This window comes from Terrabacter sp. P2_E3 (genome assembly GCF_056403915.1).
This window is the reverse complement of sequence record NZ_JBFUEN010000002.1, coordinates 187,988-211,892: the sequence shown is the minus strand read 5'-3', so window position 1 is coordinate 211,892 and position 23,905 is coordinate 187,988. Positions and strand designations below refer to the sequence as shown.

Genomic DNA, 23,905 nt, shown 5'->3' with positions numbered 1-23,905 from the left:
GACCGGTCAGAACTGGTCGAGACCGAGAGCCTCGTCGTCGAGACGGATGGCCTCGCCGGTGCCCGAACCGAAGCCTGCGTAGTCGTAGGCGTCGTAGTTCGGCAGCGAGTACATCGCGGCCTTGGCTTCCTCGGTGGGCTCGACCTTGACGTTCCGGTAGCGGGGCAGACCCGTGCCGGCAGGGATGAGCTTTCCGAGGATGACGTTCTCCTTGAGGCCGAGCAGCGGGTCGGACTTGGCCTCCATGGCGGCCTGCGTGAGCACGCGGGTCGTCTCCTGGAAGGACGCGGCCGACAGCCACGACTCGGTCGCGAGCGAGGCCTTGGTGATGCCCATGAGCTCGGGACGACCGGCAGCCGGACGCCCACCCTCGGCCATGACCTTGCGGTTCTCCTCCTCGAAGCGACCACGCTCGGCGAGCTCGCCGGGCAGCAGGTCGGCGTCGCCGGCCTCGATGATCGTCACGCGACGCAGCATCTGTCGGACGATGACCTCGATGTGCTTGTCGTGGATCGACACACCCTGCTGACGGTAGACCCGCTGCACCTCGTCGACGAGGTGCTTCTGGGCGGCACGCGGGCCGAGGATGCGAAGGACCTGCTTGGGGTCGATCGCGCCCTGGACGAGCTTGTCACCCACGGTCACGTGGTCACCGTCGCCGACGAGCAGGCGCGAACGCTTGCTCACCGGGTAGGCGTGCTGCTCGGAGCCGTCGTCCGGCGTGAGCAGGACGCGACGCGCCTTGTCGGTGTCCTCGATCTCGACGCGGCCGGTGGCCTCGGCGATCGGGGCGACACCCTTGGGCGTCCGCGCCTCGAAGAGCTCGACGACACGCGGCAGACCCTGGGTGATGTCGTCGGCGGCGGCCGCACCACCGGTGTGGAAGGTACGCATCGTCAGCTGCGTGCCGGGCTCACCGATCGACTGGGCCGCGATGATGCCGACGGCCTCGCCGATGTCGACGAGCTTGCCCGTCGCGAGCGACCGGCCGTAGCAGGCCGCACACGTGCCGACCTTGCTGTCGCAGGTGAGGACCGAACGGATCCGGACCTCGTCGACACCCGCCGCGTACAGCGCGTCGATGACGACGTCACCGAGGTCGATGCCGGCCACGGCGAGCGTCTCGCCGTCGACGACGACGTCCTCGGCCAGCGTGCGGGCGTAGACCGAGGCCTCGACGACCTCGCTCGGCGACCGGGTGCCCGTGGTCTCGTTGACCTGGGCGATCGGCAGCTTGAGGCCGCGCTCGGTGCCACAGTCGTCCTCACGGATGATGACGTCCTGCGACACGTCGACGAGACGACGCGTGAGGTAACCCGAGTCGGCGGTACGAAGAGCCGTGTCGGCCAGACCCTTACGGGCACCGTGCGTCGAGATGAAGAACTCGAGCACCGTGAGGCCCTCACGGAAGTTCGCCTTGATCGGGCGCGGGATGATCTCGCCCTTCGGGTTGGCCATGAGGCCACGCATACCGGCGATCTGACGGATCTGGAACCAGTTACCACCAGCACCCGAGGACACCATCCGGTAGATGGGGTTCGTGCGCGGGAAGTTGGTCTCCATCTCCTTGGCGACCTGGTTGGACGCCTGCGTCCAGATCTCGACGAGCTCCTGACGACGCTCGTCGTCGGTGATGAGACCGCGCTCGTACTGCGTCTGGACCTTGGCGGCCTTCGTCTCGTAGCCCTCGAGGATCGCCGTCTTGTTGTCCGGCGTCGTGACGTCGGAGATGGCGACGGTGCAGCCCGAGCGGGTGGACCAGTGGAAACCGGCCTCCTTCAGGGCGTCGAGGGACGCGGCGACCTGGACCTTGGAGTAGCGCTCCGCGAGGTCGTTGACGATCGCCGAGAGGCGCTTGCGGTCGACCGGGCGGTTCTCGAACGGGTAGTCGAGCGGCAGCGTGTCGTTGAAGATCGCGCGGCCGAGCGTCGTCTCGAGCGTGATGCTCTTGACGATGCCGTCCTCGCCGGCCTCGACACCCTCGGGCAGCTCGAAGCCGGCCGGGGGCACCGCGTCCGTCAGGCGCAGCTTGATCGCCGAGCCGAGCAGGATCTCGCCACGGTCGAAGGCCATGCGGGCCTCCGAGGGGGACGAGAACGCGCGACCCGCACCGATGCCGCCACCGTCGACCGCGTCGGTCAGGTGGTAGATGCCGGTGATCATGTCCTGGGTCGGCATGGTCACGGGGCGACCGTCAGCCGGCTTGAGGATGTTGTTGCTCGACAGCATGAGGATGCGGGCCTCGGCCTGCGCCTCTGCCGACAGCGGCACGTGGACGGCCATCTGGTCACCGTCGAAGTCGGCGTTGAAGGCCGAGCAGACGAGCGGGTGGATCTGGATGGCCTTGCCCTCGACGAGCTGCGGCTCGAACGCCTGGATGCCGAGACGGTGCAGCGTGGGTGCGCGGTTGAGCAGCACCGGGTGCTCCGTGATGACCTCTTCCAGGACGTCCCACACGACCGGGCGAGCACGCTCGACCATGCGCTTGGCCGACTTGATGTTCTGCGCGTGGTCGAGGTCGACCAGACGCTTCATCACGAACGGCTTGAAGAGCTCGAGCGCCATCTGCTTGGGCAGACCGCACTGGTGCAGCTTCAGCTGCGGGCCGACGACGATGACCGAACGGCCGGAGTAGTCGACGCGCTTGCCGAGAAGGTTCTGGCGGAAACGACCCTGCTTGCCCTTGAGCATGTCGGACAGCGACTTGAGCGGACGGTTGCCGGGGCCCGTGACCGGGCGACCACGACGGCCGTTGTCGAAGAGGCTGTCGACGGCCTCCTGGAGCATGCGCTTCTCGTTGTTGACGATGATCTCGGGGGCACCGAGGTCGAGCAGGCGCTTCAGGCGGTTGTTGCGGTTGATGACGCGACGGTAGAGGTCGTTGAGGTCCGAGGTCGCGAAGCGGCCACCGTCGAGCTGCACCATCGGGCGCAGGTCCGGGGGGATGACCGGGATCGCGTCGAGGACCATGCCCGACGGGTGGTTCGTCGTCATCTGGAAGGCGTTGACGACCTTGAGGCGCTTGATCGCACGGGTCTTCTTCTGGCCCTTGCCGGTGGCGATGATCTCCTGGAGGAGGTCCGCCTCGGCGTCGAGGTCGAAGGACTCGAGGCGCTTCTGGATCGCCGCGGCGCCCATGCCGCCCTCGAAGTACAGACCGAAGCGGTCACGCATCTCGCGGTAGAGGATCTCGTCGCCCTCGAGGTCCTGGACCTTGAGGTTCTTGAAGCGGTCCCAGACCTGCTCGAGGCGCTCGACCTGCTGGTCGGCACGCTTGCGGATGTTGTTCATCTCGCGCTCGGCCTGGTCGCGGACCTTGCGCTTCGCGTCGGCCTTGGCACCCTCGGCCTCGAGCTCGGCGACGTTGCGCTCGAGCAGCTGCGCGCGCGACTCGACGTCGGCGTCGCGGCGGTTCTCGATCTCCTTCTTCTCGACCTGGATCTGCGCCTCGAGCGACGGCAGGTCAGCGTGGCGCTGGTCCTCGTCGACGGACGTGATCATGTAGGCCGCGAAGTAGATGACCTTCTCGAGGTCCTTCGGGGCCAGGTCGAGCAGGTAGCCGAGGCGGCTCGGGACACCCTTGAAGTACCAGATGTGGGTGACGGGGGCGGCGAGCTCGATGTGGCCCATCCGCTCACGGCGCACCTTGGCGCGCGTGACCTCGACGCCACAGCGCTCACAGATGATGCCCTTGAAGCGGACACGCTTGTACTTGCCGCAGTTGCACTCCCAGTCCCGGGTGGGGCCGAAGATGCGCTCGCAGAACAGGCCCTCCTTCTCGGGCTTGAGCGTGCGGTAGTTGATGGTCTCGGGCTTCTTGACCTCGCCGTGGCTCCACTGGCGGATGGATTCCGCGGTGGCGAGGCCGATGCGCAGCTCGTCGAAGAAGTTGACGTCGAGCACGTGGTTCCTTCTCTCGTAACTCTCGTTAAGTCTTTGGTCTGAGTGGTGTTCGTTGACGAGGGGGCGTATGCCGCTGAGCGGGCCCAGCGGCATACGCACCGCTTGTCGTTAGGTGGCCTTCTCAGACCTCTTCGACGCTGGACGGCTCACGCCGGCTCAGGTCGATGCCGAGCTCCTCCGCCGCGCGGAAGACCTCCTCGTCGGACTCCTTCATCTCGATCGTGGTGCCGTCGCTGCTCAGGACCTCGACGTTGAGACACAGGGACTGCATCTCCTTGAGGAGGACCTTGAACGACTCCGGGATGCCCGAGTCGGGGATGTTCTCGCCCTTGACGATGGCCTCGTAGACCTTCACGCGGCCGGGAACGTCGTCCGACTTGATCGTCAGCAGCTCCTGGAGCGTGTAGGCGGCGCCGTACGCCTCGAGGGCCCAGACCTCCATCTCACCGAAGCGCTGGCCACCGAACTGGGCCTTACCGCCGAGCGGCTGCTGGGTGATCATCGAGTACGGACCGGTCGAACGAGCGTGGATCTTGTCGTCGACGAGGTGGTGGAGCTTGAGGATGTACATGTAGCCGACCGCGACGGGCTCCGGGAACGGCTCGCCGGAGCGGCCGTCGAAGAGGCGCGTCTTGCCCGAGGCGTCGATGAGGCGAACCCCGTCGCGCGTCTTGAGCGTCGAGTCGAGCAGACCCGTGACGACGTCCTCGGAGGCACCGTCGAAGACCGGCGTCGCCACGCGCGTGCCCGCAGGGGCCTCGTGCGCGTCGGGCGCGATCTCCTTGGCCCACTCCGGGCTGCCCTCGATCTTCCAGCCGCGCGAGGCGGCCCAGCCGAGGTGCAGCTCGAGGATCTGGCCGAGGTTCATACGACGGGGAACACCGTGCGGGTTGAGCACGACGTCGACCGGCGTGCCGTCCTCGAGGAAGGGCATGTCCTCGACCGGGAGGATCTTGGAGATGACACCCTTGTTGCCGTGGCGGCCGGCGAGCTTGTCACCGTCGGTGATCTTGCGCTTGTTGGCCACGTAGACGCGGACGAGCTGGTTGACGCCGGGCGGCAGGTCGTCGCCCAGGTCGGCACGGAACTCCTTGACGCCGATGACCGTGCCGGTCTCGCCGTGGGGCACCTTGAGCGACGTGTCGCGGACCTCGCGGGCCTTCTCACCGAAGATGGCGCGCAGCAGGCGCTCCTCCGGCGTCAGCTCGGTCTCGCCCTTGGGCGTGACCTTGCCGACGAGCAGGTCGCCGTCACGGACCTCGGCGCCGACGCGGATGATGCCGCGCTCGTCGAGGTCGGCGAGGACCTCCTCGGAGACGTTCGGGATGTCCCGGGTGATCTCCTCGGGGCCGAGCTTCGTGTCGCGGGCGTCGACCTCGTGCTCCTCGATGTGGATCGAGGAGAGGACGTCGTCCTGGACGAGACGCTGGCTGAGGATGATCGCGTCCTCGTAGTTGTGGCCCTCCCACGACATGAACGCCACGAGCAGGTTGCGCCCGAGCGCCATCTCGCCACCCTCGGTCGCGGGACCGTCGGCGATGACGCCACCGGCCTCGAGACGGTCGCCCTCGTTGACGACGACGACCTGGTTGTAGCTCGTGCCCTGGTTGGAGCGCGCGAACTTGGCGATGCGGTACGTCTGGTACGTGCCGTCGTCGTTGGCGACGGTGACGAGGTCAGCCGACACCTCCTGGACGACACCGGCCTTCTCGGCACGGACGACGTCGCCCGAGTCGAGGGCGGCGCGGAACTCCATGCCGGTACCGACGATGGGCGCCTCGCTCTTGACGAGCGGGACGGCCTGACGCTGCATGTTGGCGCCCATGAGGGCACGGTTGGCGTCGTCGTGCTCGAGGAACGGGATCATCGCGGTCGCGGCCGAGACCATCTGGCGCGGCGACACGTCCATGTAGTCGACCTCGTCGCCGGGGACGAGCTCGACCTCTCCACCCTTGGTGCGCACGAGCACGCGGTCCTCGGTGAAGTTGTTCTGCTTGTCGAGCGGCGCGTTGGCCTGGGCGACGACGTAGCGGTCCTCCTCGTCGGCGGACAGGTAGTCGACGTCGTCGGTCACGTGACCGCCGGTGACCTTGCGGTACGGCGTCTCGATGAAGCCGAACGCGTTGATGCGACCGTAGGACGCGAGCGAGCCGATGAGGCCGATGTTCGGGCCTTCCGGCGTCTCGATCGGGCACATGCGGCCGTAGTGCGACGGGTGGACGTCACGGACCTCCATCTGGGCGCGGTCACGGGAGATACCACCCGGGCCGAGCGCGGACAGGCGACGCTTGTGCGTCAGACCCGCGAGCGGGTTGTTCTGGTCCATGAACTGCGAGAGCTGCGACGTGCCGAAGAACTCCTTGATCGAGGCCACCACGGGGCGGATGTTGATCAGGGTCTGCGGGGTGATCGCCTCGACGTCCTGCGTCGTCATGCGCTCGCGGACGACACGCTCCATGCGCGACAGGCCCGTGCGGACCTGGTTCTGGATGAGCTCGCCGACGGAGCGGAGGCGACGGTTGCCGAAGTGGTCGATGTCGTCGACCTCGACGCGGACGTCGATCTCCTCGGCGTTCTTGACGCCCTTCATCGAGTCCTGGCCGTCGTGCAGCGTGACGATGAACTTGATCGTCTTGACGATGTCGTCGATCGACAGGGTCGAGTCGTTGATCGAGGCGTCGAGACCGAGCTTCTTGTTCACCTTGTAGCGGCCGACCTTGGCGAGGTCGTAGCGCTTGCCGTTGAAGTAGAGGTTGTCGAGCAGGGTCTGCGCGGCCTCCTTGGTCGGCGGCTCGCCCGGGCGCAGCTTGCGGTAGATGTCGAGCAGCGCGTCGTCCTGGCCCTGGGTGTGGTCCTTCTCCAGGGTGAGGCGCATCGACTCGAACTCGCCGAACTCCTCGAGGATCTGGGCCTCGGTCCAGCCGAGGGCCTTGAGGAGGACGGTGACCGACTGCTTGCGCTTGCGGTCGACGCGGACGCCGACCATGTCGCGCTTGTCGATCTCGAACTCGAGCCAGGCGCCGCGGCTCGGGATGATCTTGGCCGTGTAGATGTCCTTGTCGGACGTCTTGTCGGGCGTGCGCTCGAAGTAGACGCCCGGGCTGCGGACGAGCTGCGAGACGACGACACGCTCGGTGCCGTTGATGATGAAGGTGCCGCGCTCGGTCATGAGCGGGAAGTCGCCCATGAAGACCGTCTGGCTCTTGATCTCACCCGTCTGGGCGTTCATGAACTCGGCGGTGACGAAGAGCGGTGCGTCGTACGTCTGGTCGCGCTCCTTGCACGACTCGATCGTCTTGCGGGTCTCCTCGAAGCGGTGGTCGCGGAACGACAGCGACATCGAGCCGCTGAAGTCCTCGATCGGGGAGATCTCCTCGAAGATCTCCTCGAGCCCGGACCGGTCCGGGACGTCGGTGCGTCCCTCGGCCTTGGCCGCGGCGACGCGAGCCTGCCAGCGCTCGTTGCCGAGCAGCCAGTCGAAGCTCTCCGTCTGAAGCGCCAGGAGGTCGGGGACCTCGAGTGGTTCGCGAATCTTCGCGAAGGACAGACGTCCCGAAGGGGTCTGTGCGGTGGACATGTTCGTCGCAGTACGCGAGGCAGCCAAGGAGGGTCCTTCCACGGGCCTTTTTCGAATCTTCAGATCCGCGTTGCCGCATGGCTCCGCTCGCGGGTCCCGAGGTCATACCGGATGCCGGATGGCATGGTGTTGGGCCTGACCGAGGTCGCGAAGGGTGGGCATGGGCAGCGCAAAGGCCTAGCCTACCGGTAAAGGGCAGGAGTGTCCAGCCGGGTCAAGGGACGGAGATCGTCTCCCGAGGTGCCCACCCGGTCTCGAACGACCGGGCGCCCTCGACGTGACCTGCCACGCCCCCCGGACCGGGAGCTCGCGATGCGAACGCGACGAATATGGCCCTCCGCGGGCCGGACGTCAAGACCCTCGCCCTCGCAGGCGCGTCGCGACACGCCGCCGAGGACCGCCCGGAACTCCGCTGACCTGCACGAACACGGCGGCGGCCGGCCTCGATGAGGACCGTCGGGAGGGCCTCCGCCCTAGCATGGAGCACGCCAGAGATCCGTTGACGTCTCCTTCCGAGAGGGAAGCCATGTCCGATCCGAACCCGCCCGAGCAACCGTCCTTCAACCAGCCCGCCGGGAGCGACCCCACCACGCCGATCCCGAGCAGCCAGCCCGCCTCGCCCGGACCGGGGGCACCTGGCGCACCCGGCGCCGCCGGCGCACCTGTGGGCGGCAGCATGCCTCCCCCGCCGCCGCCCGTGGCGCCGGCGGGTGGACCGAGCGGCATGTCGAGCATCCCCGACCCCGCGCGGGAAGGGGCCGGCTTCTTCACGGCCCTCTTCGACTTCAGCTTCACGAACTTCGTCACGCCGATCCTCGTGCGCTTCGTCTACCTGCTGGCGACCGTCGCGCTCGTCGCGAGCTGGCTCATCTTCGTCTTCGCCGGCTTCGCCAACAGCGTCGGGACCGGTCTCGCCGCGCTCATCCTCGGTCCGATCTTCGTGATCATCTACCTCGCCGTCATCCGCATGACCCTCGAGTTCTACCTGTCGGTCGTCCGGATGAGCGAGGACATCCACAAGCGCCTCCCCCAGGCCTGAGCGCCCGGGCGACGGCCGCACCACCACGTCGAGTGGGCACGTCCCCGTGGGGACGTGCCCACTCGGCGTTCCGGGGCTCCCGTCGGACGGGAGTGTGCAACCGCCTCAGAGGGAGGGCTGCTGCTGGGTGATGCAGTGGATGCCGCCGCCACGGTCGAAGAGCGGTCGCGCGTCGACGCCGACCACCCGTCGGCCCGGGTACGCGTCGGCGAGCACACCGAGGGACACCTCGTCCTGCTCGTCCCCGAAGGTGCAGGCGATGACGCCGTCGTTGACGACGAGGTGGTTGATGTAGGACCAGTCGACGGGCCCCTCGGCGTCGGCCAGGGTGCGCGGAGCCGGCACGCCGACGACCTCGAACCGCTCGCCACGAGCGTCCCGCGCCTCCTCGAGCAGCTCGCGCAGGGTGCGCGACACCGCGTGGTCGGGGTGGGAGGGGTCCTGCTGCTCGTGGAGCAGCACGATGCCCGGACTCGCGATGGTGGCCACGATGTCGACGTGGCCCCGGGTGCCGAACTCGTCGTAGTCGCGGCTCAGGCCCTGCGGCAGCCAGATGCACGTCGTGGCGCCGATGGTGCGGGCGAGCTCCGCCTCGACATCGCTGCGCGCCAGCCCCGGGTTGCGGCCAGGGTCGAGCTGGACGGTCTCGGTCAGCAGCACCGTGCCCAGCCCGTCGACGTGGATGCCCCCGCCCTCGTTGACGAGGGACGAGCCGACGACCTCGGCCCCGGACAGGCCGCCGACGAAGGCACCGATCCGGGCGTCGTGCTCCCACGTGGCCCAGGACTGCGCGCCCCAGCCGTTGAAGACCCAGTCGACCGCCCCGAGCCGCGAGCCGTCGGCCGAGCGGACGAAGGTCGGGCCGATGTCGCGCATCCACGCGTCGTCGAGGGCGGCCGGGACGAGCTCGACGTCGGGGTGCAGGTGGCCGGCGGCCACCTCGAGGTCGGCGGGGACGACGACCATGCGCACGGGCTCGAACTCGACGACCGCGTTGGCGACCGCGGCCCACGTGCGCCGCGCAGCGGCCACCTCCTCGGTGGTCTCGCCGAGCGTGTAGCCCTGGCTCGGCCACGCCATCCACGTGCGGTCGTGCCGGGCGGTCTCGGACGGCATCACCCAGCCGGGCCCTCCCCCACCGGCCTCCGCCGCAGAAGCGTCGGTCACGGCGGTGTCGGTCACGGCGTCACCTCGCGACGGTGCTCCTCGCGCACGGGGGCGGTCAGGGCGGCATACGAGTCGGGACGACGGGTGGCGAGGAAGGGGAAGAGCTCGAGCCAGTCGCGACGCTGCGCGAGGTCGAGGTCGGCGACGAGGACGGCGGCCTCGTCGCGGGGGGCCTGGACGAGGACGCGGCCGTACGGGTCGGAGATGAACGAGCTGCCGTAGAAGGTGATGAGCCCCTCCGTGCCGAAGCGGTTGGGCACGACCATGAAGAGGCCGTTGGCGATGCCGTTGCCGACGATGACCTGCTGCCACAGGGGCTGGGTGTCGAAGTCCGGGTGGTCGGGCTCGGAGCCGATCGCCGTGGGGTAGCAGAGCACCTCGGCGCCGCCGAGCGAGTAGAGACGGGCGACCTCGGGGAACCACTCGTCCCAGCAGGTCGGCAGACCGAGCTTGAGCGACGGGTCGCCCAGTGCCACAACCGGATACGCATCCTCGGAAGGGCCGGGACGGAAGTACTTGTCCTCGTAGTAGCCGGCCGTGACGGGGATGTGGGTCTTGCGGGTGCGGGCCACGACCTCCCCGCTCGGGGCCACGACGACCGCGGTGTTGAAGCCGAGCCCGTCGCCCTCGTCGGCACGCTCGTAGAGAGAGGCGTGGACGTGGACGTCGAAGTCACGGGCCGCGTCGCGGGCGAACGTCACCGTGGGACCCGTCTCGAGGTCCTCGGCAGTCGCGGACGGTGTGCCCTCGGGCAGGGTGTCGGCCGGGTAGCGCGACAGGGTCAGCTCGGGCAGGAACACGATGGTGGCGGCGGCCTCGGCGGCCGCACGGATGCCGTCGCGGAGGGCCTCGACGAGGGCCGCGGGGTCGTCGACCCACTCGTGCTGCACGACGCCGACGCGCACGGGCGTGGCCTCCGGCTGGTCGACGCGGGCGAGGGACTCTGGGACGCCATTGGCCTGGATGAGCTTCACAGCGTGCAGTATGCCGCAGCGCCCAGCGGGCGGTCCGGGCCACGACGCCCGGTGCCCGTCCCCGGCACCTCCCGGGGTGCAGCGTCGCGCACGCCGCCGTGGGCCGCTCGGTCCCGGACGACCTCTCGGGCGCCCGGGACCTTCCCCCCTCGTTCCCCCGTCAGAAGGCGGACAGCTCGCTGACGAGCCAGCGGTCGCCCACCTTCCGCATCGTGGCGATGACCCGGTTCTGGTCGATCGCAGGTGCCTGCTGGGCCTTGGTGGTCGTGGCCTGGTTGACGAACGCCATGACCCGCACGGTCGTCCCCTCGCCGCCGTCGCCGTCGGCATCCATGACGCCTGCGTCGTAGACCTTGGCCTGGACGGTGGCGTCGTTCTTGACGGCCATCGGCTTGATGTCGGTGGCGGCGACCTTGGCGAACTGGTCCTTGAAGGGGGAGGCCAGCTGCGGGGTGACCTCCCCGATGTGCTTGTCGAACGCGGAGCCGCTGTAGCTGAGCAGGCTCTCCAGAGTGGTCCGCGCCGAACCCACCGCGGCCGTCCGGTCGGTGTCGGACACCCCGGGGCGCAGGCCGTAGACGAGCGAGGCCGCGAGCAGGGCGAGCGCCAGGGTGGCGCCGATGGCGGACGCCCAGAGCCCGGCGGAGCCGCGCGAGCGCGAGGCGGCCTCTGTCTGCGCGTCGTCCGCGTCGACCTCCTGTGCGCCGGTCGGGCCCACCCGGCGCTCGACGGCCACTGCCTCCCGGTCGCCGGTGCTGGTGGTGGTGGTCGTGGTGGTGCCGGCGGTGTCACCTGCGAAGGGACCGGCAAGGCTCTCGTCGGTGGTGGACGGGCCCCGGTCGAGGACGATCGTCGAGGTCGCGGGGGCTCCGGCGCCGGAGGACCGTCGGCGGGCACCTGCTACGCGCTTGCGCGGGCTCGCGGCGGATGCGGCCGACGCTGCGAAGGGACGGCGGGGGTCAGCTGACGAAGTCAAGGGTGCTCACCTTCCAGGCGTCGCCGACCTTCACGAGGTCGAGGCGGAGCCGGTACGTCTTCTTCTCGGCCTTGGGGGTCGAGGCGTTCGAGGTCGGCGCCACGACCCCCACGATGACCTTGGCCGAGTCGTCGTCGCCTGACACGAGCGAGGCCTCGGCCCGCTCGACGGTCGAGACGGTCTTGTTGGCCGTGACGACGGGCTTGAGCTGGGCCAGCGTGGAGGCGTACTCCTTGCGGAAGGCCCCGGTCGAGTCGTCGAGGACGCGCTGGGTGTCGGCGTCGAACGTCGTGGCGTTCATCGTCACGAAGTTGACGGCGATCTGGCGCCCGGCGGCCAGCGCAGCGGCGCGGTTGTCGGCGTCGCGCTGCTGCTGCCACGCGGTGCGCCCCAACGTCGCCGCGACGGCGACCGCCGCGAGCAGCAGCACGGCCGTGACGATCCACAGCAGGCGCGGGGTGGGGCGCCACGTGCGGACACCCCTAAGGCCCGCACGTGGCGCGTCGGGGGGACCGGAGCCCACCGCGGCGTCAGTGGGGTCATGAGGCTCGTGGCGCTCGTCGAGCTCATCGGGCTCGCGGTCGGTGGAGCTCTCGGGCGACCGCTGGGATCGCGGCGGTCGCTCGGTCTCCGATCGGGTGGTGACCATCGTCATCGAGGGGTTTCCTTCCGTCACCGGCTAACGGAGCGCCTCCTGCATCATCCAGAGCCAGCTCGTGCCGTTGTCGGTCCGTTCGTCGCCACCGGCCGGAGCGACCGGCGACTGGACTGACAACGACTCAGGGCTGCCGGAGGTCACGGCCCGGTTGCCGAGGGCGACCGGGGTCGCCCCGAAGGACATCGGGTAGCTCTGCCCGCTCTGCCCCCCTCGGGTGGGTTTGGGGGCGTTCTGGGCCCCGCGCACGTTGACGCCCGAGCCACGAGAGGCCGCGCAGTGCGCGTCGAGGTTGACGGGCGGCAGGCCCGTCGTGCGGTGCGGGTCGACCTTCGTCGTGCCCTCGTAGCCGGCCTCGCACGCCTTGGGGTCGTCGACGTTGAGCACGAGCCCGAAGTGCGCGGTGCCGTCGCCGGGCACGACGCTGAAGCCACCCGTCACGACGTCGGGGTAGGTGACGAGCAGCTGCTCGATGCCGTCGAGCCGGGCCGTCGTCACGTTGCCGATGGTGATGAAGTTGGCGAGGAGCGCAGCCAGGCTCTGCTTGTTCTCCGAGATGAGGGCGTCGAGCTGCTCGACCGCGACGGACCCTCGGTCGAGGACGACGCGCAGGTCGGGGTCGGCCTGGCGGAGCGCGTCGGCGACGTTCGCGAAGCCGGACACGCTGGTGCGGATGTCGTCGCCGCTCTTGACCTGCGTGTCGAGGACGATCCGTCCGTCGTCGATGAGACGGGTCGTCTCGGGGAGCGCCTCGGAGGCGGCCGTGGTCAGGGCGTCACCCGAGTCGATGAGCCGCTGCAGGTCGGAGCCGCCACCCTTGAACGCCTCGGCCAGCTCGTCGACCGTGGTCACGAGGGCGTCGCGCGGCACCGACGACACGGTGTCGTCGACGTGCTGGAGCAGCTGGTCGATACGGAGCGGGAACGCGGTCCGGTCGCGCGGGATGACGTCACCGGCGGCGAGGTAGGGCGCCCGAGGCGTGCGGGGCTGGAGGTCGAGGTACTGCTCTCCCACCGCCGAGCGGTTCTCGACGACGGCCTTGGTGTCCTTGGGGACCTCGGTGCCGCGGTCGAGGCGCGCGTCGACGACGACGCCGTCGCCCGACAGGCGCATCCCGTCGACCTTGCCGACCGTGACGCCCCGGTAGGTGACCTCGGCGCCGACGAAGATGCCACCCGACTGGGCGAGGTCGGCGGACACGACGTAGCTGCCGCCGGCGATCTTGTCGGTGAGACCGACGTAGTTGGCCGACAGGATCGCGACGAGGGTGATGGACAGCAGGGCGAAGGCGGCCAGCTGGAGTCGGACGGTGCGGGTGATCATCGGGAGCCTCCCGTGGGGAAGAGCGTGGACCACGACGCCGCGTCGGCGGTGCCGGCTCCGGAGCCGGGCCGGCTCGAGCCGAGCAGGCCGCCCGGCAGCGTCGTCGGCAGGGGCACCCCGGGCACCGAGGGGACGGTGACGCTCGGGAGCGGGACCGAGGGCACCGGCACCGACGGCAGTGGCACGGAGGGCAGCGGCACCCCCGGGATGCCCGGGAGGTTCGGGAGCTTCCCCACGCCGAGGTTGCCGGCGATGGTGTCGAGGTTGGTGTCGAGGGTGGCCCAGAGGTTCGTGAAGTCACCCTTGATCGTGTTCTGGGCGTTGTTGGGGAAGGGGTAGGTCAGGAGCAGCTGGTAGCTCTTCGGCAGGTCATCACCGGCCTTGTTGAGCTGGCGCAGGATCGGGCTCACGGCCCGGAGGTTGGCCTCGAGGTCGGCGCGCGACCCTCGGATCACCCGGGTGCCGACCTCGCCGAGGTCGCGCAGCGCCGTCAGCATCGCGGTCAGCTGCCGACGCTGGTCGGCGAGGATCTTCAGGCCCTTGGGCAGCTCGTCCAGTGCCGCGGCGATCTTGGCCTGGTTCCGGGCCAGGGTCGACGAGAGCCGGTCGATGCTGTCGATGGCCCGGACGATCTCGCCCTTCTGGGCGTCGAGTCCCCCGACGAACGTGTTGAGCTGCGTGACGAGGTCCTTGACGTCGCCGGTGCGACCGCGGAGGGCGTTGTTGAGCTCGGCCTCGATGGTCTTCAGCTGTGCGACACCACCACCGTTGAGCAGCAACGACATCGCGCCGAGGACCTCCTCGACCTCGGGGTTACGGCTCGTGCGCGACAGCGGGATGCGGTCGCCCTGCCCGAGGCGGCCCTGGGCCGGCACGTCGGTGGGGGCTGCCAGCGCGACGTACTTCTCGCCGAGCAGCGAGGTCTGCTTGAGCTCGGCCGTGGCGTTGTCGGGCAGCACGACGTTGCCGGGGAGCCGCAGCCGGACCGTCGCGGTCCACCCGGTCACCTGGATGTCCTCGACGGACCCCACGGTCACCTGGTTGACCTTGACCGACGACTGCGGCACGAGGTCGAGCACGTCGGCGAACTCGGCGGTGACCGTGTAGGAGTCGTCGCCGGTGCCGGCGCCACCCGGGAGCGGGAGGTCGTAGGCGCTGCAGCCCCCGAGAGCGAGGGAGGCCAGCACGACCACGGCGGACCGGCGTCGGGAACGGGAGCGGACGGCATACGTCATCGGGAGCCTCCGAGCAGTCCGCCGAGGGTGGGGTCGGCGCCGCGCAGGTTGACGAGGCCACTCGACTGCGGAGTGCCCTGCAGCGCAGTGCCGCTCGGCAGCGACGGCAGGGTGGGCAGCTTCGGCAGCAACGCCTTCTTGAGGGAGTCGCACAGCTTGGTGTTGCCGGTGTGCGTCGGGCCGGTGAGGATCGAGCACACGAGCAGCAGCGGGTCGTCGAAGCCCTTGGCGTTGTTGCGGGTGTCGAGGGTGCCGGTCTCGGGGTGGTAGGCGTTCTGGAGGTTCGACAGCGCGACCGGGGCGTTCTCGAGGAGCTGGGCCAGGGCCTGACGGTTCTTCGCGAAGGCGTTGGTGACGGTGACCGCCCGGTCGAGGTTGCTCTTGAGCAGCGCCCGGTTGTCGGAGACGAAGCCCGACACCTCGTCGACCGCGACCCCGAGGCTCTCGAGCGTCGCCTTGAGGTTCTCCCGCTCCTCGCTCAGCTGGGTCGCCACGGTCGCGAGGTCGGTGTTGAGCCGCCGCACCTGCGCGTTGTTCGTCGCGAGCATCGAGGTGAAGGACTGGAGGTTCTTCACCGTGCCGAAAAGGTCGTCGCGGCTGCCGGACAGGGTCGAGAGCGCGGTCGAGAGGTCGTGCACCGTGCCGTTGATCTTGTCGCCGTTGCCGTCGAGGTTGGCGGCAGAGGTGCGCAGCAGCTCGTTGAGCGCACCGTCCTTGTTGGCCCCGTCGGGACCGAGCGCCACCATGAGGTCGTCGAGGCTTTGCGACACACGATCGAGCTCGACCGGAACTGCCGTGCGCTCCAAGGGGATTCGCGTCCCGGCAGCCAGCGCCGGGCCCGCCTCGTAGACGGGGAGCAGCTGGACGTAGCGGTCCGAGACGAGCGACGGCGCGACGATCGCGGCCTTGGCCGAGGCGGGAACGGGGTACTTGTCGTCGTAGCTGAAGGTGACGTGCACGTGGTCGCCCTCGGGCGTCACGGTGTCGACCTGGCCGACCTTGACCCCGAGGATGCGCACGTCGGATCCGGGGTAGAGACCGACGGCGCGCGTGAAGTCGGCGCTGACCGACGTCTGGCCCTGGCGGGGCCAGAAGACGATGCCGGCCGCGACGAGCGCGACGACGACGAGGCCGCTGACGACCTTGCCGAGCACGGTGGCGGGGCCGTGCAGCCGGCCGAACGGCATACGGGATCCTTGGCGCGCAGGCATCAGCGACCACCTCCGGAGGTGCCGGGAAGGAGCAGGTCGGGCAACTTCGTGCCGGGCAGGGCGAGCCCGGGCGTGCCGACCGGCACGACGAGGTTGGAGACCCACGTGTCGAACCAGCGTCCGGTGCCCAGGGTGTTGGCGTAGACCCGCGTGAAGGGCGCCATCGCCTGAATCGTCTTCTGGAGGTCGGCGTCGTGCTTCTGGAGCATGGCGAGCGTCGTGTCGAGCTGGGCGAGGGCCGGCTTCAGCTGTGCCCGGTTGTCGCGGGCGAGGCCGGTCAGCTGCTTGGCGAGCGCCGAGGTGTTGCGGAAGAGCGTGCGGATGTCGTCGCGGCGCTTGACGAGCTCGACCATCAGCAGGTCGGCGTCCCGGATGAGCGTGCTGACCTGCTCGTTGCGGCTGCGGACGAGGCCGGTGACGCTGTTGGCTCGCTGGAGCAGCGAGCCGAGCTCGGCGTCGCGGCTCGCCACCGTGCGGGAGAGGCGTGAGAGGCCGTCGAGCGTGGCCTTGACGTACTGCGGGCTGTCCTTGAACTCCGTGGCGATGACCGTCAGGGACTTCGCGAGCTGGTCGGTGTCGATGCGCTCGGTCGTCGTCGTGAGGTCCTGGAAGGCGTTGATGACGTCGTAGGAGCTGACGGTGCGCGAGACCGGGATCTGCGCGTCGGCGTCGAGCTGGCCCTGCCCCTTGGGGTCGAGCGCGACGTACTTCTCGCCGAGGATCGTCTTCATCCGGATCGAGGCACCGGTCTGCGGGCCGAAGCTCGCGTCCTCGGTGATGGTGAAGTCGACGCGGACGTGGCCGTCCTCGAGGTCGACGCCGGTCACCTTGCCGACCTTGACCCCGGCGATGCGCACGTCGTCGTCGGGCTTGATGCCGCCGGCCTCCGAGAAGGCCGCGCTGTATGCCGTCCCGCCGCCGATGAGCGGAAGGCTGGAGGCGTTGAACGCCAGGTACAGCACCACCGCGATGACGAGCAGGCCGATCGCACCGATCGGGACCGGGTTGCGCTCTCGGAAGGGGATGCTCATGACTCGCACCTCGCTGACGAGACGTCGTAGGTGGGGCTCACGCCCGGGAGGATCGGGCTCTTGGTGTCGAACTTGCAGAGGTAGAAGTTGAACCACGACCCGTAGGTCGCCGTGCGCGTCAGCGTGGCGATGCGCCCCGGCGCGCCGGTGATGAAGTCCTCGAACTCCTTGACGTTGGCCGGCTTGTTGAGCGTCGTGGCCAGCGTGCGCAGCTGGGAGACGTCGTCCTTGATGAGCGGGCGCGTCGAGACGAGCAGGTCGGCGGTCTCGGCCGAGAGGGTGTTGATCCCGGACAGCGAACGGCCGATCGTCTCGCGGTCGGCCGCGAGCCCGCTCGTGAAGCGCTGGAGCTGGTCGATGAGCGAGAGCAGCTGCTGGTCGTGGGCGTCGACGGTGCCGAGCACGGTGTTGAGGTTGTCGATGGTGCGGCCGATGACGGCGTCGCGGTCGGCGATGGCGGACGTGAGGCTGGCCGTCTTGGCGAGCAGGGTGTTGACGTCGCCGCCCTCCCCCTGCAACGTCTGGATGAGCAGGCCCGAGAGCTCGTTGACGTCGCTGGGCGACAGCGCGGCGAAGAGCGGCTTGAAGCCGTTGAAGAGGACGGTGAGGTCGAGCGCGGGGTGGGTGCGCGAGAGCGGGATCGTCGAGCCGTCGGCGAGCGGGGCGGGGGCGCCGGTGCCCTGGCTCAGCGCGAGGTAGCGCTGGCCGACGAGGTTGCGGTACTTGACCGTCACCTCGGTGCCCTGCGTCAGCACCGAGCTCTTGAGCACCGAGAAGTCGATCTCGGCCGTGGCGCCCTCGGACGTCGCGTCGTGGGCGACGCGGACGTCGGTCACCTCGCCGACCCTGACACCGGCGATGCGGACGTCCTGCCCGGCGATGACACCCGTCGCGTCGGTGACGACGGCCGTGTAGGTCGCCTTGGAGCCGAGCTGGATGTTGGCGATCGTCAGCGCGAGAATGCTCGTCGCGAAGAGCGTGACCGCCGCGAAGACGATGAGCTTGATGAGTGAGCCCTTGACCTTCATCGGGTGCTCACCACCGTGCCGCGCATCATCGGCCCGGCGAGCAGGGTCTGGATGCCGCTCTCGCCGCCGTCGGACGGCTGTCCGCCGTGGCCGAGCAGCGCCCCGACGACGCGCTGCTCGTCGACCGTGCCGGCGCTGCCGGAGTCGGCCGCGGAGGCGTCGCCGAGCAGTGCCTGGGGCACGGCCGAGAAGGGCGTCGCGTCGCTCGCGGGCTGGGTGCCGTCGTCGAAGTGGTTGCCCGCGAAGGGGTTCGCCTGAGAACCGTCGGGCGTGGGCAGGCCGTAGCAGTGGGGTCCGCGCTTGTCGTCCCAACGGGGCTCCTCACCCGGCCTGTACGGCTGTCGGGGAGGCACGACCTCGAGGGTGATGTGGAAGGTTCCGCCGGCGAAGGCCGCGTTGGCGCGCGGCAGCCAGTTGACCAGGCCCGAGGCCACGCACGGGTAGATCGGGGAGTACTCGGCGAGCAGCTGGAGCGTCGGCTTGCTGACCTGGCCGACCTGGATGATGCGCTGCTCGTTGTCGCGCAGGAAGCCGGCCGCCTCGTTGGCGAATCCTGCGGTGCCGACGAGGAAGGCCGCCAGCTGCTGGTCCTTCTCGACGATGGTCTTGTTCGTGACGCGCAGCGACTCGGTCAGACGGAAGAAGTCGGGCGCGACGCCGGCGTAGAGGTCGGCGGTGTCGGCGAGCAGCGAGATGTCTTGTCGGATCGTCGGCATGCTGGGGTTGAGCGCCTTGAGGTAGCGGTCGACGAGCACGAGGTTGCGGCCGATCTGGTCGCCGCGACCGTCGAGCGTCGTCGACAGGGCGTTGAGGGTGGTCGCGAGCTTGGCCGGCTGCACGGTGCGCAGCAGCGGGTAGAGGTTGTCGAGGACCGTCTCGAGCTCGATGGACACCCGGCTGCGGTCCTGCGGGATGGTGTCCCCCGCCTCGATGGGCCGGGCGTTCGACGTGGCCGTCACGAGGTCGACGTAGCGCTCGCCGAAGAGCGTCTTGGGCAGCAGCCGTGCACTGACGTTGGACGGGATCTTGGCAACCTCGTCGGGCTGGAGCGCCAGCTCCAGACGCGCTCCCGTGGGGGTGGCCTCGACGTGGCGCACCTCGCCGACGAGCAGGCCGCGCAGCTTGACGTCGGAGCTCTCCTGCAGCTGGCTGCCGAGGCGGTCGGTCTCGAGCGTCACCATGACGACGGGCGTGAAGCGCTTCTGGAAGGACGCGATGGCCAGGCCAACGAGCAGCGCCAGCACGAGGAGGAAGACGATGCCGTAGGCCTTGACGCCGATGCGCCACCGCGTCAGCTGGGTGAGCGGGCCGGGACTGGTGTCGCTCATCCGGCGATCCTCACGCTCGTCGTCGCGCCCCAGATGGCCAGGGAGAGGAAGAAGTCGACGATGTTGATGGCGACGATCGACGTGCGCACCGCGGTGCCGACGGCGACGCCGACCCCGGCCGGGCCGCCCGACGCGGTGTAGCCGTAGTAGCAGTGGATGAGGATGATGACGACCGCGAAGACCATGACCTTTGCGAACGACCAGAAGACGTCACCCGGTGGCAGGAACAGGTGGAAGTAGTGGTCGTAGGTGCCCTCCGACTGCCCGAAGTACGCCGTCGAGATGAAGCGTGTGGCGGCATACGAGCTGAGCAGCCCGAGGACGTAGAGCGGGATGACGGCGATGAAGCCGGCGATCATGCGGGTCGTGACGAGGAACGGCAGCGACGGGATGCCCATGACCTCGAGCGCGTCGACCTCCTCAGAGATGCGCATGGCGCCGAGCTGGGCGGTGAATCCGCAGCCGACCGTGGCCGCGAGCGCCAGTCCCGCGACGAGCGGGGCGATCTCACGCGTGTTGAGGTAGGCCGAGAAGAAGCCCGTGAAGGCCCCGGTGCCGAGCTGCTCGAGCGAGGAGTAGCCCTGCAGGCCGACCTCGGTGCCGGTGAAGAAGGCGAGGAAGGCGATGACACCCACCGTGCCGCCGATGACCGAGAGCGCACCGGTGCCGAGGGAGACCTCGGCGAGCAGCCGGATGACCTCCTTCTTGTACCGGCGGATCGTGCGTCCGCTCCACGCGAGGGAGCGCACGTAGAAGCGCATCTGCTCGCCGAGCGAGTCGAGCGCGCGGGAGGGCCGGCTCGCGAGGTGGAGCAGCCGCTCCGAGCCCGGTCGAGTCCGGTTCTGGGTCTTGGTCGCCATCGCCCTCTCCTCAGATCTTCTGCGGGACGACTTGGAAGTACACAGCCGTGATGACGAAGTTGACGACGAAGAGCAGCATGAACGTGATGACGACGCTCTGGTTCACCGCGTCGCCGACGCCCTTGGGACCACCGCCCGCGTTGAGCCCCTTGTAGGCCGCGACGACGGCCGCGATGGCACCGAAGATCAGGGCCTTGATCTCGGCGGTCCAGAGGTCGGGCAGCTGGGCCAGCGCGGTGAAGCTCGCGATGTACGCGCCCGGCGTGCCGCCCTGGACGATGACGTTGAAGACGTAGCCGCCGACGACGCCGACGACCGACACGAGCCCGTTGAGCAGGACCGCGACGAGCATCGAGGCGAGCACCCGGGGCACGACGAGGCGCTGGATCGGGCTGATGCCGAGCACCTCCATGGCGTCGATCTCCTCGCGGATCTTGCGCGAGCCGAGGTCGGCACAGATGGCCGAGCCGCCCGCGCCGGCGATGAGCAGGGCCGTGACGATCGGGCTGGCCTCGCGCAGCACCGCGAGGACGCTCGCAGCGCCGGTGTAGGACTGGGCGCCGAGCTGGCGGGTCAGCGTGCCGAGCTGGAGGGCGATGACCGCGCCGAACGGGATGGAGACGAGGGCGGTCGGCAGGATCGTCACGCTCGCGATGAACCACGCCTGCTGGATGAACTCCTTGACCTGGAACGGGCGCTTCGGCAGGGCCCGGAACACGTCGAGGGCGAGCGCGAAGAGCGAGCCGGACTGGCGCAGGGCGCCCGTGAGGGGTGCGGCCACGTCAGCTCACCCCCGCCCGGACACCGGGGATGCCGGCGTTGCGCGACTCGAAGGAGCCGGGCGGCGGCGTGATGCCGTTGTCGCGGCACCAGCCGCCGGCAGGCCGCTCCGCGCGACGCGGCTTGCCGTCGCTCGTCGGGAGCTGGAGGGCGATCGGCGGCAGGGGCGGCAGCTCCTGACCGGACTCGGCGGCGAGCTCGTCGGCGTCCTTCTCCTCCGACATGCCGATCGGGCCGATCGTCTGTGCGTTGAGGAACTGCCGCACGACGGGCTCCTCCGAGCTGAGCAGCATCTCGCGCGGCCCGAACATCGCGAGGTGCTTGTGGTAGAGCAGGCCGATGTTGTCGGGCACCGTCCGGGCCGTGTTGATGTCGTGCGTGACGATGAGGAACGTCGCGTCGATCTGAGCGTTGAGGTCGACGAAGAGCTGGTTGATGTAGCTCGTGCGCACCGGGTCGAGACCGGAGTCCGGCTCGTCGATGAGGAGGATCTCGGGGTCCAGCACGAGCGCCCGGGCCAGCCCGGCGCGCTTGCGCATGCCGCCGGAGATCTCTCCCGGGAGCTTGCCCTCGGCACCGGACAGACCGACGAGGTCCATCTTCTCGGTCACGATGCGCTTGATCTCGGCCTCGGTCTTCTTCGTGTGCTCGCGCAGCGGGAAGGCGACGTTGTCGTAGAGGGTCATCGAGCCGAACAGGGCGCCGTCCTGGAAGAGGACGCCGAAGAGCTTGCGCACCTCGTAGAGGTCGGCCTCGCGCAGGCGGGTCAGGTCACGTCCGTTGATGACGATCGAACCGGCATCCGGCTTGAGCAGGCCGACGAGCGTCTTGAGGAAGACGGACTTGCCGGTGCCCGAGGGCCCGAGCATGACCGAGATCTCTCCCGCGGGAAGCGTGAGGGTCACGTCCCGCCAGATCGTCTGCGAACCGAAGGTCTTGGTCAGACCTTGCACCGCGATCTCCACACCCATGTGGCATCCACCTATGTCTTCCTGGCCGTCTCGACTCGGCTACGGGGGAAACGAGGGCGCCGGGCGGAAGTTACGCGCCAGTCGGGTTCTCCCGGTCAGGCGGCTCCCCCGCGGTTAACCTGTGCGAGTCATGTGGAGCCAGGAGGATGCATGCGGGCAGAACTGCGGCCGTCACAGGTCGCACCGGGGGCTCTGCTCGAGGTCGAGGGCAGCACGTACCGGGTCGTCGGGACCGTCCGGTTCGACCTCGGCGGCACTCGGTGGGGCGAGCACTGCATCACCTCGTCGGGCCCGCGTGAGTGGCTCTCGCTGCAGCCGCGCGGCGCCGGGTGCGTCATCCACTGGCGGACCCGGGACGACCTCTTCGGCGACCCGGACCACGGGGGCATGAGTCTCGACGGCCGCGACTGGACGCTGCTCGAGGCCGGGTCGCTCACCTACACGGCCGAGGGTGACACGGGTCTGGGCGTCCGGGGCACGTGCGATTTCGTCGAGTTCGTCGCGACGGACGCACCCGATGCCGTCCTCGTCTACGAGAGCTTCGACGGCGGCATGTGGGAGATCAGTGTCGGTCGACTCGCCGACCCGGCACGCGTGCGCGGCTACCGCGAGGTCGCCGGCGACTGACCTCCGTCGTGCGTGGCCGTGACCTCGTGGGCCACGAGGTCCCCGTCGACGCGCAGGGTGACCGCGGCGACGCGGTCGGCCCCCTCGAGGTCCGCGAGGCGGGCGAGCACGTCGGCGATCCGGCCGAAGGTCTCGGGGCTGGGCACGGGTGCCTGGCCGTCGGCGTTGCCCGACAGCCCGGTCAGTCGGTGGTCGGCGTCCATCGTCAGGGCTGCGGTCATCCGCTGGACCGGCGCGCCCCGCTGCTCCTCGACGCCGCGGCGCAGGGTCGTCGCCAGCTCGTCGAGCAGCCCGTCGAGCCGCGTGGGTGGCGTATGCCGTCCGCCAGCCGCTGCGCCCGACGTGACCGGCGGGGTCGGCGGGTTCGGCTCCGTGGCGAGCTCGGTGACCGACTCGGTGACCGGCTCGTCCACGGGATCGGTGACGGGATCGGTGACGGGATCGGTGACGGGATCGGTGAAGGGCGTCGACGGGGCCTCGCTGGCCGGCTCTGCCGTGGCTCGCGGGGCGTGGCCCTCGCTGAGGAAGCCGATCGCGGCGAACTGGATCTTGGCGAAGTCGACCTCGGCGTCGCGGGCCAGCGAGTTGTCGATGACGTAGGCGAGGTTGACGGCGAGGTCGGCCATGCCCGGGTGCAGCTGCTGGCCGACGAAGCGCGCACACAGCAGCAGCGCGTGCACGCGCACCATCGTCCGACCCTTGCGGTCCTGCACCTGCTGGTCCGGCTCGACGCGACGCAGGTCGAACCCGTCCCGGGGGTAGAAGTGCAGCGGGCGTTCGAGGACGAGCAGCGAGTAGTCCGGCCGGTCGGAGCCCGGCATGAGCCGGTACAGCTCGCCGTTGAGCGGCAGCTGCCACTCCAGCTCGGGCGGCGCGCTGTCGAAGCGCGTCACGCACACGAGGGGCCCGTAGCGTCCTGTCGGGCTCGAGGCGCCGGCCGTCGGGCTCGAGGCGTCGGCCATCGGGGCCGCCGTCGGGGTCGGAGGCGCCGTGCGGGTCGAGGCGGTCGGTGCCCCGAGAGGGCTGGTTGCCGCAGCAGTGCCGGGCGCGGCGGCCGGGCTGTGCGCTTGGGCGGCCATCGTCGGCGCCGCGGGCACCGCTGCAACCTCGGGCGCGTTGGGGTCAACGGGGGGCGCCTGCTCGGCAGCGGTGTCCGCGTCGTCGTCAGCAGCGGGCCTGAAGGTGCGCGACAGCCATCCCATGCGGGCAAACCTACCGGG

The 23,905-nt window shown here is 69.6% G+C and carries 18 protein-coding genes; 2 read left to right on the top strand and 16 right to left on the bottom strand.

The window, feature by feature from the left end; genetic code table 11:
* Window positions 1-6: 6 nt before the first annotated feature.
* Entirely contained in the window at window positions 7-3,903 is a 3,897-nt protein-coding gene (locus tag AC1DW8_RS02760) for a DNA-directed RNA polymerase subunit beta' (RefSeq protein WP_020143258.1), read from the bottom strand.
* Between the two features lie 121 nt (window positions 3,904-4,024).
* A complete protein-coding gene (rpoB, locus tag AC1DW8_RS02755; RefSeq protein ID WP_056822101.1) occupies window positions 4,025-7,507 on the bottom strand; it encodes a DNA-directed RNA polymerase subunit beta in 3,483 nt (1,160 codons plus the stop codon).
* A gap of 499 nt (window positions 7,508-8,006) precedes the next feature.
* Between rpoB and AC1DW8_RS02750 the strand changes: the two genes are divergently transcribed.
* The gene (locus AC1DW8_RS02750) at window positions 8,007-8,519 is read left to right on the top strand and encodes a DUF4282 domain-containing protein (protein WP_478091686.1); all 513 of its coding nucleotides are present in this window, start codon (window positions 8,007-8,009) and stop codon (window positions 8,517-8,519) included.
* A 105-nt stretch (window positions 8,520-8,624) separates the two neighbouring features.
* Here the strand turns inward: AC1DW8_RS02750 and AC1DW8_RS02745 are convergent, their stop codons facing one another.
* The 13 genes from AC1DW8_RS02745 to AC1DW8_RS02685 all read right to left on the bottom strand — a co-directional run bounded on the left by AC1DW8_RS02745 (window position 8,625) and on the right by AC1DW8_RS02685 (window position 22,058).
* Window positions 8,625-9,635, bottom strand: coding sequence for an agmatine deiminase family protein (locus AC1DW8_RS02745; RefSeq protein ID WP_056823724.1), 1,011 nt, complete (start codon window positions 9,633-9,635; stop codon window positions 8,625-8,627).
* Window positions 9,636-9,697: 62 nt separating this feature from the next.
* Window positions 9,698-10,660 (bottom strand): nitrilase-related carbon-nitrogen hydrolase, encoded by a 963-nt coding sequence (locus AC1DW8_RS02740; RefSeq protein ID WP_478091684.1) that lies wholly within the window; start codon window positions 10,658-10,660, stop codon window positions 9,698-9,700.
* A gap of 160 nt (window positions 10,661-10,820) precedes the next feature.
* Window positions 10,821-11,636, bottom strand: a complete 816-nt coding sequence (locus AC1DW8_RS02735) for a hypothetical protein (RefSeq protein WP_478091682.1) — start codon at window positions 11,634-11,636, stop codon at window positions 10,821-10,823.
* Window positions 11,620-12,291 (bottom strand): hypothetical protein, encoded by a 672-nt coding sequence (locus tag AC1DW8_RS02730; RefSeq protein WP_056771121.1) that lies wholly within the window; start codon window positions 12,289-12,291, stop codon window positions 11,620-11,622. Before AC1DW8_RS02730 ends, AC1DW8_RS02735 begins: the two co-directional genes overlap by 17 nt.
* Window positions 12,292-12,315: 24 nt before the next feature.
* Window positions 12,316-13,614 carry an MCE family protein gene (locus AC1DW8_RS02725; protein WP_056771124.1) on the bottom strand — a complete coding sequence of 433 codons (1,299 nt, stop codon included), beginning with the start codon at window positions 13,612-13,614 and terminating at the stop codon, window positions 12,316-12,318.
* On the bottom strand, window positions 13,611-14,849 hold the full coding sequence (locus tag AC1DW8_RS02720) for an MCE family protein (protein WP_478091679.1): 1,239 nt from the start codon (window positions 14,847-14,849) through the stop codon (window positions 13,611-13,613). Before AC1DW8_RS02720 ends, AC1DW8_RS02725 begins: the two co-directional genes overlap by 4 nt.
* Complete coding sequence (locus AC1DW8_RS02715; protein ID WP_478091677.1) at window positions 14,846-16,060, bottom strand: MCE family protein; 1,215 nt, start codon at window positions 16,058-16,060, stop codon at window positions 14,846-14,848. The genes AC1DW8_RS02720 and AC1DW8_RS02715 overlap by 4 nt, the downstream gene beginning before the upstream one ends.
* Window positions 16,060-17,091, bottom strand: a complete 1,032-nt coding sequence (locus AC1DW8_RS02710) for an MCE family protein (protein WP_442296097.1) — start codon at window positions 17,089-17,091, stop codon at window positions 16,060-16,062. The genes AC1DW8_RS02715 and AC1DW8_RS02710 overlap by 1 nt, the downstream gene beginning before the upstream one ends.
* Window positions 17,088-18,119, bottom strand: coding sequence for an MCE family protein (locus AC1DW8_RS02705; protein ID WP_056771134.1), 1,032 nt, complete (start codon window positions 18,117-18,119; stop codon window positions 17,088-17,090). Before AC1DW8_RS02705 ends, AC1DW8_RS02710 begins: the two co-directional genes overlap by 4 nt.
* Window positions 18,116-19,447, bottom strand: coding sequence for an MCE family protein (locus AC1DW8_RS02700; protein WP_082619362.1), 1,332 nt, complete (start codon window positions 19,445-19,447; stop codon window positions 18,116-18,118). Before AC1DW8_RS02700 ends, AC1DW8_RS02705 begins: the two co-directional genes overlap by 4 nt.
* Entirely contained in the window at window positions 19,444-20,307 is an 864-nt protein-coding gene (locus AC1DW8_RS02695) for an ABC transporter permease (protein ID WP_255358369.1), read from the bottom strand. The genes AC1DW8_RS02700 and AC1DW8_RS02695 overlap by 4 nt, the downstream gene beginning before the upstream one ends.
* Window positions 20,308-20,317: 10 nt before the next feature.
* Window positions 20,318-21,088 (bottom strand): MlaE family ABC transporter permease, encoded by a 771-nt coding sequence (locus tag AC1DW8_RS02690; RefSeq protein WP_056752740.1) that lies wholly within the window; start codon window positions 21,086-21,088, stop codon window positions 20,318-20,320.
* Window position 21,089: 1 nt separating this feature from the next.
* A complete protein-coding gene (locus tag AC1DW8_RS02685; RefSeq protein ID WP_056771142.1) occupies window positions 21,090-22,058 on the bottom strand; it encodes an ABC transporter ATP-binding protein in 969 nt (322 codons plus the stop codon).
* A 150-nt stretch (window positions 22,059-22,208) separates the two neighbouring features.
* Between AC1DW8_RS02685 and AC1DW8_RS02680 the strand changes: the two genes are divergently transcribed.
* Complete coding sequence (locus tag AC1DW8_RS02680) at window positions 22,209-22,685, top strand: DUF4178 domain-containing protein (RefSeq protein WP_056822115.1); 477 nt, start codon at window positions 22,209-22,211, stop codon at window positions 22,683-22,685.
* Here AC1DW8_RS02680 and AC1DW8_RS02675 read toward each other — a convergent pair.
* A complete protein-coding gene (locus AC1DW8_RS02675) occupies window positions 22,661-23,887 on the bottom strand; it encodes a hypothetical protein (protein ID WP_478091672.1) in 1,227 nt (408 codons plus the stop codon). The genes AC1DW8_RS02680 and AC1DW8_RS02675 overlap by 25 nt on opposite strands.
* Window positions 23,888-23,905 lie beyond the last annotated feature (18 nt).